Annotated in this window: 12 protein-coding genes and 1 pseudogene; 7 read left to right on the top strand and 6 right to left on the bottom strand. The window is 34.7% G+C overall.

The window, feature by feature from the left end; all coding sequences use genetic code 11:
* Positions 1-27 precede the first annotated feature (27 nt).
* Complete coding sequence (locus AC1DIT_RS11850; RefSeq protein ID WP_016112892.1) at positions 28-1,554, bottom strand: FAD-dependent oxidoreductase; 1,527 nt, start codon at positions 1,552-1,554, stop codon at positions 28-30.
* 623 nt (positions 1,555-2,177) lie between these two features.
* Between AC1DIT_RS11850 and desB the strand changes: the two genes are divergently transcribed.
* Positions 2,178-3,263 carry a Delta(10) desaturase DesB gene (gene desB / locus AC1DIT_RS11845; protein ID WP_016112893.1) on the top strand — a complete coding sequence of 362 codons (1,086 nt, stop codon included), beginning with the start codon at positions 2,178-2,180 and terminating at the stop codon, positions 3,261-3,263.
* A 164-nt stretch (positions 3,264-3,427) separates the two neighbouring features.
* On the opposite strand, the gene AC1DIT_RS11840 is transcribed toward desB, so the two are convergent.
* From AC1DIT_RS11840 to AC1DIT_RS11820, 5 genes and pseudogenes are all read right to left on the bottom strand, one after another.
* Positions 3,428-4,120, bottom strand: a complete 693-nt coding sequence (locus tag AC1DIT_RS11840) for an amino acid ABC transporter permease (RefSeq protein ID WP_016112894.1) — start codon at positions 4,118-4,120, stop codon at positions 3,428-3,430.
* 115 nt (positions 4,121-4,235) lie between these two features.
* Positions 4,236-5,021 carry an ABC transporter substrate-binding protein gene (locus tag AC1DIT_RS11835; protein ID WP_016132515.1) on the bottom strand — a complete coding sequence of 262 codons (786 nt, stop codon included), beginning with the start codon at positions 5,019-5,021 and terminating at the stop codon, positions 4,236-4,238.
* A gap of 146 nt (positions 5,022-5,167) precedes the next feature.
* Positions 5,168-5,890: an amino acid ABC transporter ATP-binding protein gene (locus AC1DIT_RS11830; RefSeq protein WP_476998206.1), complete on the bottom strand. Its 723-nt coding sequence runs from the start codon at positions 5,888-5,890 to the stop codon at positions 5,168-5,170.
* A 193-nt stretch (positions 5,891-6,083) separates the two neighbouring features.
* A complete protein-coding gene (locus tag AC1DIT_RS11825; RefSeq protein ID WP_077295055.1) occupies positions 6,084-6,161 on the bottom strand; it encodes a BBE domain-containing protein in 78 nt (25 codons plus the stop codon).
* Positions 6,145-6,267 (bottom strand): annotated as a pseudogene (locus AC1DIT_RS11820) (hypothetical protein); the annotation flags it as partial. The pseudogene AC1DIT_RS11820 and the gene AC1DIT_RS11825, both read right to left, overlap by 17 nt.
* A gap of 396 nt (positions 6,268-6,663) precedes the next feature.
* On the opposite strand from AC1DIT_RS11820, the gene argR reads away from it, so the two are divergent.
* The 6 genes from argR to AC1DIT_RS11790 all read left to right on the top strand — a co-directional run bounded on the left by argR (position 6,664) and on the right by AC1DIT_RS11790 (position 13,051).
* A complete protein-coding gene (gene argR, locus AC1DIT_RS11815) occupies positions 6,664-7,113 on the top strand; it encodes an arginine repressor (RefSeq protein WP_016132516.1) in 450 nt (149 codons plus the stop codon).
* 277 nt (positions 7,114-7,390) lie between these two features.
* Positions 7,391-8,623 (top strand): arginine deiminase, encoded by a 1,233-nt coding sequence (gene arcA / locus AC1DIT_RS11810; protein WP_016112900.1) that lies wholly within the window; start codon positions 7,391-7,393, stop codon positions 8,621-8,623.
* Positions 8,624-8,653: 30 nt separating this feature from the next.
* Positions 8,654-9,652 carry an ornithine carbamoyltransferase gene (gene argF, locus AC1DIT_RS11805; RefSeq protein WP_016112901.1) on the top strand — a complete coding sequence of 333 codons (999 nt, stop codon included), beginning with the start codon at positions 8,654-8,656 and terminating at the stop codon, positions 9,650-9,652.
* Positions 9,653-9,747: 95 nt separating this feature from the next.
* A complete protein-coding gene (gene arcD / locus AC1DIT_RS11800) occupies positions 9,748-11,163 on the top strand; it encodes an arginine-ornithine antiporter (protein ID WP_476998205.1) in 1,416 nt (471 codons plus the stop codon).
* Positions 11,164-11,200: 37 nt separating this feature from the next.
* Positions 11,201-12,163 carry a carbamate kinase gene (arcC, locus tag AC1DIT_RS11795; RefSeq protein WP_016132335.1) on the top strand — a complete coding sequence of 321 codons (963 nt, stop codon included), beginning with the start codon at positions 11,201-11,203 and terminating at the stop codon, positions 12,161-12,163.
* A 198-nt stretch (positions 12,164-12,361) separates the two neighbouring features.
* Complete coding sequence (locus tag AC1DIT_RS11790; protein WP_016132517.1) at positions 12,362-13,051, top strand: Crp/Fnr family transcriptional regulator; 690 nt, start codon at positions 12,362-12,364, stop codon at positions 13,049-13,051.
* Positions 13,052-13,091: the final 40 nt, after the last annotated feature.

The raw sequence follows: 13,091 nt of genomic DNA, 5'->3' as shown, positions 1-13,091 counted from the left end.
TTGGTGCTCTGTTTCTGTTAGCAGATTTTATTCTCCATCAACCCGTTTCAAAGGTTCATCCGCCGGCCCCTCAATTACATCCCCTTCAATTGAAAAGCGTGATCCATGACAAGGACAATCCCACGTACAATCACCGCTATTCCATTCTACTTCACAGCCAAGGTGTGTACAGGTCGTATCAACAATATGCAATTTTCCTTCGTTGTCTTTATAAGCGCCTGCACGTTTTCCATGTACTCTTACAACGGCACCTTCACCATTTTCAAGATCTTCTGGTTTACGCAGAGCAAATTCTAACTTGCCTTCAATCAGATGTTTTGCTACATCAAGGTTTTGAGAAACAAATGTTTTTATATCTGGATCTGCATGGAATCGTGATGGGGCAAAGAGTTCTTTATACGGGTTATCTATTTTTGTAATAGAGTCCTTTAGTAGCTGGGCTGCAGCAGTTCCTGTTGTCATCCCCCATTTTCGATAACCTGTTGCAACGAATATATTTGGATTATTTTCATTAATATGGCCGATGTAAGGTAGTTTATCTAGGGTAATTAAGTCTTGTGTTGACCATCTGTAAGGGATTGCATCTATTCCAAATGTTTCTTCTGCGAAAGAGTACAATGCTTCATAATGAAGCATTGTATTGATTCCTTGTCCTGTTTTATGACTTTCACCCCCAACAAGAATAATTTTTTCTCCATTTACTGTTGTGTAACGTAAGGAGCGTGTAGGAGTGTCTATGCTTAAATACATGCCTCCGGGATAATCTTTTTTTGCTTTTATAGCTAGAACGTAGGAACGTTCTGCATACATTCTTGTGAAGAAAAAGCTATTTGCATCATAGAAAGGAAAATGAGAACAGGAGACGACATATCCACATGTAATACGATGGCCATCTTTTGTAATGACTTGCGGATAGAATCCTTTCTCGATATCGATTGCAGTGGTTTGCTCATAGATTGTTCCACCTGCTTCAATGAACTGTTCAATAAGATTTTTTAAATAATGAAGAGGGTGGAACTGTGCTTGTTTTTTCATAACAAGTGCTCCCTGAACTGAGATAGGAAGTGGAATGGACTCTACATAGTCACAAGGAATATTTAGCTTTTTATAAGCTTCATATTCTTTTGTTAATTTCCGTAATCCGTCATTGCAAGTTGTATATAAGTAGGCGTCTTCTTCAGTAAAGTCACAATCAATGTTATTTGTTCGGACTGTTTCTTTTATAAATCGCAATGCTTTTTCGTTTGCCTCATAGTATAGGCGTGCTTGATCAGCTCCAAAATGATCAATGAGCTCATCATAAATAAGGTCGTGTTGCGCAGTAATTTTTGCGGTCGTATGGCCTGTCGTTCCATTTAAAATATTTCCGGAATCGATTAAAACAACTTTCATGCCCTCTTTTGCAAGTAAATAAGCAGTTGTGATGCCTGTAATTCCAGCACCGATAATTGCAACTTCTGCTTTTATATTTTCTGATAGCTTGGGGAAAATAGGGAATGAAGTAGAGTCACGCCAGTACGGTTCTGGAAATTGGGGAAATGAATTGTTTGTCATCGTATGTCCCTCCTGTTTTAAAATAATTTACTACTTATTTTTTCCAATTTATATAAAATTCATGTAGATTATTTTCAATCTAGGAGAAGGAGATAATGTACAGTGAACAGAAGAAATTAAGAATAAGTTTTAAATATTTACAAAACATAAATATTATTCTAATATAATAAAAATGAGTATTCCTTTATAAGGTTATTTTAAATGACAGTCGATTCTATAAAGAATTATTGATGTTCATATATAAGCTGTTCTTGAGTGAAGCAGACYTTCTTATATGTGAAAGTATTTATATATATATAATGGATAAAAGCTTATAAAACCTATGCTTTTCCTTTGGTGAAATAAAATATTATTATGAAAATATAACCACATTTTATTACTAGGTCATAAAAGCTATTGACAATGTAGAAAGTCTATTGATATGATTCATCATGTGGAAAGGTTGATAAAGAGTAAAAAGAGAAATGTTTTTCATTGATAATAAAAGCGAAAATGAGTGACGATAGAGTGAGTATGATTTACTTATTATAAATGCTTTTTGTAATTAACTAGTATTATCAATCTGGAAACAAGAATTGATTTATGCAAGTTGCGTAAGCGCGGCATAAGAAAGGGGCAAAAGGATGAAGGAGCTTCATACGTTTGGATGGTATGCAGCACGTGTATCGCCGCATTTGCCAAAAAAAGCATTTAAACCAGTTCCAACTCGTTTGTTTGGTGGACTGGCTTATTTACTTGTGGCGGTAGCTGGGTTAATAGCGATTGGTTTATTCGATTTGAATGTGTGGGCAAATCTTGGAATTGCAATTGTTCTAGGATTATGTTTTGCTTCACTTGGGTTTTTAGGACATGAAATTTTGCACGGAACAGTTGTAAGGAAAGCATGGCTTCGTGATTTTTTAGGGGCAATTGCATTTATGCCATTATCTACAGGACCGAAATTGTGGAGAAAATGGCACAATGCGACGCACCATGTTCATACACAGCATGAAGAACATGACCCTGATGCGTGGCCAACACTTGAAAAGATGAAGAAGAGTAAATTTTTAAGATGGGTGTATCGTATGCCCTTGCATGTACGTTCTTTCTTCAGTTTTCTGTCACTAACAATTCAATTTACAATACATTCAACTCGTATGTTCTTTCATTTTATAAAAGAATTTAAGTCATCGAATCAGAAGTCTGTATGGCTTCAACTTCTTTTGCCATGGACGGTTTGGATTAGTTTGCTATTTATTATGGGGCCTACGAAGTGGTTGTTTGCTTATGTGATTCCATTATTAATTGCAAACTTTATTGTAATGGGCTATATTGCAACCAATCACCGCTTAAATCCAATTGTTCCTGTAAATGATCCATTAGCTAACTGTTTATCTGTAACAGTGCCGCGCTGGGTTGATGTTTTGCATTTTAACTTCTCATATCATACGGAACATCATTTGTTCCCTGCTATGAGTTCTAAGTATTACCCATTAGTAAAAGAAAAAATTAAAGAAATGTGGCCGGAGCGTTATCATGAAATGCCGATGACGAAAGCAATGGCAGCACTTTGGAACACACCTCGCGTATATTATCAAGGCAGTGAATTAGTTGATCCTCATAGGGAACATTTCTATGGTTCTTTAGGGAATGGGTTAGACCCTAATAATATTGCATATCGTGAGGAGCATATAAAAGAGCAGGAAACTATCAAAAAAGTGAATCCATGATTCTGGAATAGATTATTTAGAACCCTTTAACTAAAAAAAGCAAGCTACCTAAAAAGTAGCTTGCTTTTTTTAGTTTGTATTTTGATTGTTTTTTTGCATGTAATAGTAACTTTTCATTGATCCCTTTTTCAATCTAATAGATGAAAGGGTTGCTACAATTCTTCCTATAAAGAGACTGCTTTTTCTTTCTCTTTATTTACTTGTAAAGAATTACTCTGTTTACGCTGAAGTCTTTTTTCTAAGAGGTTTACGAGATAGGTAAATAAAAGGACGAGTGCAAGATAATATATACCAACAACAATATATGTTTCTAATTGTTGGAAATTCCCAGCCGCTATAGAAAGACCAGAGCCCCATAATTCTGGCATACCTACATAGGCAACAAGTGAAGAATCCTTTAACCCGATAATAAATTGGTTTCCTAGGGGCGGAATAGAGAGACGAAATGCTTGTGGTAAGATAATGCGTCGCATAGCCAGTGGATAAGACATCCCAAGGGAACGGGCAGCCTCTAATTGTCCACGATCGACGGATTGAATAGATCCGCGGAAAATTTCTGTAATATATGCTCCGTTATGAATAGCTAAAGCGATTGCCCCCGCCCAAAAAGGTGTGAAGACAATGATAGATGTAATCCCGAAGTAAAGAATGGCAATTTGTACGATTAAAGGTGTACCACGGATAATAGCAATGTAAACATGTGCAATACTATTTAATACTTTATTATTAGAAATACGAAAGAAGGCAAATAGTAGTCCGATTAATGAACCGAGTAGTAAGGAAGTTAATGTTAATTGTAATGTTATGCCAACAGCCTTTAGAAGTGTAGGGTACGTAGATATGAAAATTTCAAACATTAATTTCACCTCAATATAGAATTTATTTTAGGAAATAGATGCAAATACCCCACGGCTGAGGTGGGGCATCGCTTATGGATTAAAAATGATTTGTTTTTTAGAAGGGTAAATCATTTTATTTTGTCTTTTCCTCTTCTCCAAGAATATTTTTTCCAAACCATTTTTTACTGATTTTTTCATATGTGCCATCTTTAATAATTTCCTCCAATGCTTTGTTTACTTTCTTCACCATTTCTTTATCATCTTTGCGAATTGCAATTCCCATTTCCTCAAGATTTAATGGTTTGCCAGCTTCTTTTATATTTGATTTCCCTTCTTTTATCATGCGAAGACCAACCATTTGATCCGTAATAACAGCATCTACTCGGCCTGGTTCTAAATCCATAAGAGCTGTAATGTCACTGTCGTATTCTGTGATTTGATCTGTATGTTTTTCCACAAGTGTTTTAAATGTACTAGCTTTTACAACACCGATTTTTTTTCCTTTTAAGTCTTCTACTGAAGAAATGGAATTGTTCTTTTTAGCTACGAAAATTTGTGCACCAGAGCGATAGTATGGATTCGTAAAATTAACGGCTTTTAGGCGGTCTTCTGTAATTGCCATACTTCCTAATATGACGTCATATTTTTTTGCTTTTAGACCTTGAATCAATGTTTCCCAAGGATTTGTAACTGGAACAGGCTTCATTCCCATTTTTTTTGCGAGTGCCTCACCAATTTCGACATCAAAACCAACTAGTTTTCCGTCATTTTCTTTGAAATTAAAAGGTTTATATAAGCCGCTCATTGCGTAGCGAAACTCTTTCCCTTCATTTGTTGAAGTTTCCTTACTACAGGCTCCAAGGACGAAGGATATACATAGTGTAATTGCTGCAAAAACAGTAAGTATTTTCTTTCTCATAAAACCCCTCCTATGATTTATCCTACACATATGGGCAGTATAGCCACGTTTTTTTATATGCTATAGAAAGTTTCTATAGATGAGGCGGTTATGCTACCCGTATGAGTTTTAAGTGTTTAAACATGCATGAAGAGTAAAATCCCTCTCTATAAAATGTTTCGTAAAAACTGTTTTGCTCTCTCATTTGACGGTGCTGAAAAAAATTGTTCTGGTGGTGCATCCTCTACAATTTGTCCATCATCCATAAAAATGACGCGATCTGCTACATCTCGTGCAAAGTTCATTTCATGGGTGACGATTACCATTGTCATTCCTTCACCAGCAAGCTCTTTCATAACTTGGAGTACTTCTCCAACAAGTTCAGGATCAAGAGCAGATGTAGGTTCATCAAATAGCATGATTTTAGGATTCATTGCAAGTGCGCGTGCGATCGCAACACGTTGTTTTTGTCCACCAGATAAAAGGTGAGGTGTCACGTTTGCTTTGTCTTGTAATCCAACCTTTTGTAATAGGTCGGTTCCAATTTCTTTCGCTTTTGTTTTGTCCATTTTTTTTACATGAATAGGTGCTTCTATGATGTTTTCTAATGAGGTCATATGTGGAAAGAGGTTAAAATGTTGAAATACCATTCCAACATTTTCGCGGACTTTGTTTAAGTTTGTACTTTTAGGATTAATTCGTTTCCCTTGTAAGTGAATTTCTCCTTCATCGTACATTTCTAAAAAGTTGAGACAACGAAGTAAAGTGCTTTTTCCTGAACCGCTCGCGCCAATTAAAACAACAACTTCTTTTTCTTTTACTTCTAAATYRATYCCTTTTAAMACGTCTAATGAACCAAATGACTTTACTAGATTTTGAACTTGAATCATACCAATCCCCCAGTCAAACTTGTATTTTACAAATGTTTCCCCTTATTTTTGTTATTAGTCATAAAGTGCCAAAACCCTTTATTTTTTGCGAAAAACATTGTCTAGGGGACGTGAAATTAGGAAGATGATTACGGTTAGTAAGGTGATAAAAAGAGGCTTTGAAAAAAATAAAAAAGTGAGAGAAATTTATATTTTATTTATGGAAGGGAGGGATGCTTTGTGGGAATCGAAAAACATTACAAGGGTCATATACTGTTTTGACAGAAGACAATTATGCAGGGGAGCTTTGGAAGACTTAAATTTAAGTTTATGCGAGCTACATTATATTCAGGATCTTCTGGAGTTACAATGCGCCCTGTTAATTTTGTTTTTTTCATTATATTGTTCCTTTCCATATGAGATTGGTTCTTATTATTGTATGAGAAAGCTTGTTTGAGAGTGTTTGAATCATAAATTGTATGTATATGAAGAATGAATAGGGTGATTAAAATGTTAGTATATTTTTTAGAGGATTTAAGTAAAAATGGAAACGTATGGATGTGTATTCGGCAGTATGTATTTAGTGTTGCCATACTAGATACTATAGAAATTTTTAGCAGTACTCCAACAGAAGTCCCCTTTCTCAAGCACGTGCAGGACATAGTCCAGGATGAAATCATATAAGAGGGATAATTAAAAACTATGAACGTTTCCGCAACATTTACCTTTATCTCTTTCGAATGGAAATTATAGCAAGATATAATAAAGTTATAATATTCGAAAGGATGTCTTTTATGAAAAAGGAGAAAAGACAACGGCTAATTAAACAATTGATAAGAGAGTGTGAAATAGATACACAAGAGAAATTAGTAGAATTGTTAGAAGAACATGGTGTAGTAGTTACACAAGCAACGATTTCACGAGATATTCGTGAATTAAATTTAATAAAGGTAGCCTCTGCAAGTGGATTAACAATATATAAGATTTTTTCAGAAGACAGTTTACAAACGGATATGAAATTAAAGAAAAAACTAAAAGAAGTTGTTGTGAAAATTGATTGTGTAGAGCAATTAACAATCATTAAAACATTACCGGGAAATGCCCATGTTATTGGTGTATTATTGGATTCTTTAGATTGGAAAGAAAAAGTAGGATGTATATGTGGAAATGATACGTGCCTTGTGATTTCTCGATCACAATCGGATAGGAAGGTTCTAGAAGAAAGATTGAAATTGATTATGTAAGTGAAGATCCTATTTCTAATTTTTATTAGAAATAGGATTTTTTTTTTGAAATTTTAATATGAATTAATAAAGGGTTATTCATTATATATACGTAATATATAGCTGTTTTGTGAAATATGGGATAAAAAAACTTATAAAAATACAAATATATATTATTTTAAAAAATAACTTGTGAAATATTCCACTTAATAATGTTAGCGTTTTCACAAAGGAGGAAGCACGTACCGTTTATTATGTACTTGTAGACATCAAACAAATTTAAAAGGAGGTACAACAAATGAAACATCCGATACATGTTACTTCAGAAATTGGGGAATTACAAACGGTTTTATTAAAACGTCCTGGTAAAGAAGTGGAAAATTTAACGCCAGATTATTTGCAACAATTATTATTTGACGATATCCCATATTTACCAATTATTCAAAAAGAACATGATTATTTTGCACAAACATTACGCAATCGGGGTGTTGAAGTTCTTTATTTAGAAAAACTAGCAGCTGAGGCGTTAGTTGATAAAAAACTTCGTGAAGAATTTGTTGATCGTATTTTAAAAGAAGGACAGACTGACGTAAATGTTGCACATCAAACTTTAAAAGAATATTTACTTTCCTTTTCAAATGAAGAATTGATTCAAAAAATTATGGGTGGCGTGCGGAAAAACGAAATTGAAACGAGTAAAAAAACGCATCTGTATGAATTAATGGAAGATCATTATCCATTTTATTTAGATCCAATGCCAAATTTATATTTTACTCGTGATCCAGCAGCTAGTATAGGTGACGGTTTAACAATTAACAAAATGAGAGAACCGGCACGGAGACGTGAATCATTGTTTATGGAATATATCATTAAACATCATCCACGATTTGCAAGTCATGATGTGCCAGTTTGGTTAGATCGTGATTATAAATTTCCGATTGAAGGTGGCGACGAACTGATTTTAAATGAGGAAACAATTGCAATTGGCGTATCTGCTCGTACTTCAGCTAAAGCGATTGAGCGTTTAGCTAAAAATTTATTTAGTCGTCAAAATAAAATTAAGAAAGTAGTGGCGATAGAAATTCCAAAATGTCGAGCGTTTATGCATTTAGATACAGTATTTACAATGGTCGATTACGATAAATTTACAATTCACCCGGCTATTCAAGGACCAAAAGGAAATATGAATATATATATATTAGAAAAAGGAAAGGATGAAGAAACTCTTAAAATTACCCATCGTACATCTTTAACTGAAGCTTTAAAAGAAGTATTAGGATTAAGTGAATTAGTACTTATCCCTTGCGGAGGAGGAGATGTAATCGCTTCTGCTCGTGAACAATGGAACGATGGATCTAATACATTGGCAATTGCGCCAGGAGTAGTTGTTACATATGATCGCAACTATGTCTCCAATGCTTTATTACGTGAGCATGGTATAGAAGTTATTGAAGTACTCAGTTCGGAATTATCTCGCGGTCGTGGGGGTCCACGTTGCATGAGTATGCCGATTGTTCGAAAAGATATTTAGTATAAATAACGGAGAAAGTAGGGATGAATCATGTTAATGACTAAACCAAACTTAAAAGGAAGAAGTTTTCTTGCTGAAAAAGATTTTACGGAAGAAGAATTATTATACTTTCTAGATTTAGCAGCAGAATTAAAAGAGAAAAAGAAAAATGGTATCCCGCATCATTATTTAGAAGGTAAAAATGTAGCACTCTTATTCGAAAAAACTTCAACTCGTACACGGTGTGCATTTACAGTAGCTTGTACAGATTTAGGTGCAAACCCTGAATATTTAGGTAAAGGTGATATTCAGCTTGGAAAAAAAGAATCTGTTGAAGATACAGCAAAAGTTCTAGGGCGTATGTTCGATGGAATTGAGTTCCGTGGCTTCGCTCATGCAACAGTAGAATCTTTAGCAGAAAATTCAGGTGTGCCAGTATGGAATGGTTTAACAGATATGTGGCATCCAACACAAACACTTGCAGATTTATTAACAATAAGAGAGCATGTGGGACGTTTAAAAGACGTTAAGCTCGTTTATGTTGGAGACGGGCGGAACAATGTAGCAAATAGCTTATTAGTCGGCGGTGCAATTGTTGGAATGGAAGTCCGTATTTGTACACCAGAATCATTATGGCCAGCACAAGAAGTGATTGATTTAGCGAAAAAATACAATGACCGTGTAATGGTAACAAGTAGTGTGGAAGAAGCTGTTGCAGGTGCAGATGTAATTTATACGGATGTATGGGTATCCATGGGAGAAGAAGATAAATTTGCTGAACGTATTGAACTACTGAAACCATATCAAGTAAATATGCAAATGATTAAAGGAACTGGAAATGATAATGTTATGTTCTTACATTGTTTACCTGCATTCCATGATGTGGAAACATTGTACGGGGAAGAGATTTATGAAAAATATGGAATAAAAGAAATGGAAGTAAGTGACGAAGTCTTCCGTAGTAAGCATTCAAAAGTATTTGATCAAGCAGAAAATAGAATGCATACAATTAAAGCAGTTATGGCAGCTACTTTAGGAAATATGGAATAAAGAAGGGGGTTAATCCTCCTTCTTTCTCCTCCTTTAGACACTATCATTCACTATTGTTGTTTTATTCTTATTGCAATTAAAGAGAGGTGAGTGTAATGGGTGAAGAAAAGAAATTAGGATTACTTACTTTAACAGCCCTTGTAGTTGGCTCTATGATCGGTGGTGGCGCATTTAACTTAGCAAGTGACATGTCAAAAGGTGCTGGTGCCGGGGCTATTATTATCGGTTGGGTTATAACGGGAATTGGAATGATTGCTCTTGGATTATCATTTCAAAATTTAACTGTAAAAAGACCAGATTTAGATGGTGGTATTTTTAGTTATGCAAAAGCAGGATTTGGTAATTTTATGGGGTTTAATAGTGCGTGGGGATATTGGCTATCTGCTTGGCTTGGGAATGTAGCTTACGGTACATTGCTATTTTCTTCATTAGGCTATTTCTTCCCAGTTTTTGAAGGTGGACAAAATATAGCATCGATTATTGGAGCAAGCATATTACTGTGGTGTGTTCACATGTTAATTTTACGCGGTGTACAATCAGCTGCACTTGTAAATTTAGTAACTACAATTGCAAAGTTAGTACCTGTATTTGTATTTATTGTTGTAGGAATTTTCGCTTTTCATATCGATATTTTCTTAGATGGATTTTGGGGACAAGCTGGTTCCTTTTCTTGGGGAGCGGTAGGTAGTCAAGTTAAGAGCACAATGCTTGTAACTCTTTGGGTATTTATTGGTGTAGAGGGAGCTGTTGTTCTATCAAGTCGTGCAAAAAATAGAAGTGATATTGGGAAAGCAACTGTCATTGGATTAATCGGCACACTCATCATTTATATCCTGCTTACATTATTATCTCTTGGTCTTATGCAACAAGCTGATGTTGCTAATTTGAAAAGTCCATCTATGGCGTATTTATTTGAAAGCGTTGTCGGAAAATGGGGCGCTATTTTTATTAACTTAGGTTTAGTCATTTCTGTATTAGGTGCTTGGTTAGGATGGACGCTACTCGCATCTGAAATTCCATATTTAGCTGCTAAAGACGGAGTATTTCCAAAGTGGTTTGCGAAAGAAAATAAGAACAAAGCTCCTGTAAATTCATTATGGATAACAAATGGTTTAATTCAAGTTTTCTTATTAACATTTGTTGTTTCAGATCAAGCATATCATTTTGCATTTTCTCTCGCTTCCTCTGCAATTTTAATTCCGTATGCCTTGTCAGCATTCTATCAATTTAAGCACAGTTTACAATCTGAAGACAAGGATCGAACAAAAAATATAATAATTGGTTTGGTAGCAAGTATTTATAGAATTTGGTTAGTTTATGCAGCTGGTTTAGACTACTTATTACTAACAATGACATTATATGCACCAGGTATTTTCATCTTTTACAATGTTCAAAAGCAAACGAATCCAAAACAAATATTTACACGTGTGGAACTGGCATCTTCTGTAGCTATTGGTGCCTTAGCATTTTTTGCGATTTACGGATTAATTACAGGGAGTATCACTTTATAAAATTTTGTGAAAATGAAATCAATTGGAGGGTTGAAATATGAAACGAAGAAAAATCGTAGTTGCACTAGGGGGAAATGCTATACAATCTGGAAAAGCCACTGCCGAGGCGCAGCAAGAAGCATTAGAAAGAACAGCAGAACAACTTGTTAAAATTATGGAAAATAACGTTGATATTGTTATTGCACATGGAAATGGCCCGCAAGTAGGTAATATTTTATTGCAACAAAAAGCAGCAGATACGGAAAAAACACCGGCAATGCCGTTAGATACTTGTGGTGCGATGAGCCAAGGGATGATCGGATATTGGATGGAAAATGCAATTGAGAAGGCTTTGAAAAAGCGTAAAATAAAAAAAGAAGTAGCCACGGTTATAACACGTGTTGTCGTGGATGAAAAGGATGAGGCATTCCAAAATCCAACAAAACCAATTGGTCCTTTCTATACAGAAGAAGAAGCAAGAAAGTTAATGGAAGAAACAAAAGCTGTATTTAAAGAGGATGCAGGAAGAGGATGGAGACGCGTTGTGCCATCACCAAAGCCTGTGAGTATTCATGAACATAAAATAATCAATTCATTAGTGGAAGATGGAAATATAGTAATTGCTGTTGGAGGCGGTGGAATCCCGGTTATTGACTCTGAGGAAGGTTTAAAAGGTACTGAAGCTGTCATTGATAAGGATTTCGCAGCTCAAAAGTTAGCGGAATTAGTAAATGCTGATACGCTTGTTATTTTAACTGCAGTTGATTATGTTTATGTGAATTTTAATCAACCTAATCAAAAGAGATTAGAGGCTGTTACAGTTAATGAATTAGAAGGGTATATACAGGAGAATCAATTTGCAGCAGGGAGCATGCTTCCAAAAATTGAAGCTGCTATTAGTTTTGCAAATGCAGATTCAAAACGAAAAACAATTATTACTTCTTTAGAGAAGGTATATGAAGCATTAGAAGAAAAAGCAGGTACTATTATTTCTAAGCAGGAAGTATGGGTTTGTGTATAAACATAGCTCTTCTATTACTAGTAATTTCAAAAAGAATGAGGTTAGTAACTTCATTCTTTTTGTTTGTTAATTTTTAGGGAAAATGTTCATAAAGTATTCATGATAAGCAAAAGCTGTGTAGGTTAAGTGTGATAAAATAAAATTGAATACGCTTTCTTGATGTTTCACTCCGATATATAGCAAGAGAGAAGGAATTTTATGAACAGACGGAACGTAGTTAAAGACTTGAAGCAGTTTGAATTATTTTCTCATGTAACAGATACAAAATTAAAAAGCCTATCAGAGTTTGTTTATTGGCGAACTTATAAGAAAGGTCAGTTTTTATTTTTAGAAGGTGATTCAAGAGAAAGAATTTATTTTGTGCTAGATGGTTTTGTAAAGTTAGAGCGAGTAAATCAAAACGGGAATTTATTATATGAAGACTATGTAAAGCGACTTTCTATTTTCCCTTATGGTGGTATGTTTACAGACAATGCATATAATTATACAGCGGAAGCAATGACAGATGTGGATGCTTACTATATTCCTACAGTGATTTTTGAAGATATGGTAAAAGCAAGTCGGACACAGCTAATGTACGTTGTTCAGCAGTTATCCTCTATATTAAAAATTAACGAAAATCGGGTGCAAAATATTACAATCCCAAATGCACAAGATCGTGTTATCCAGACATTAAATTATTTAATGAATGATTTAGGAGAACAAGATGGTGAGGAAATTGTAATCGCATGTCCACTTACAACAATTGAAATTTCAAAGATATCTGGAACATCTCGAGAGACTGTTAGCGGTGTATTAAAACAATTAAAAAATGATAGTATTGTTACGGTTCTAGGTAAAAAAATTACCATACATGATCCAACGTACTTTGAGGAAATTTCGATGTGAAAACTTCATATTGTATATTAATAAAGTTCTTTATATATTT

The organism is Bacillus sp. 05T22 (genome assembly GCF_056396765.1).
This window is presented reverse-complemented; position numbering and strand designations above follow the sequence as displayed.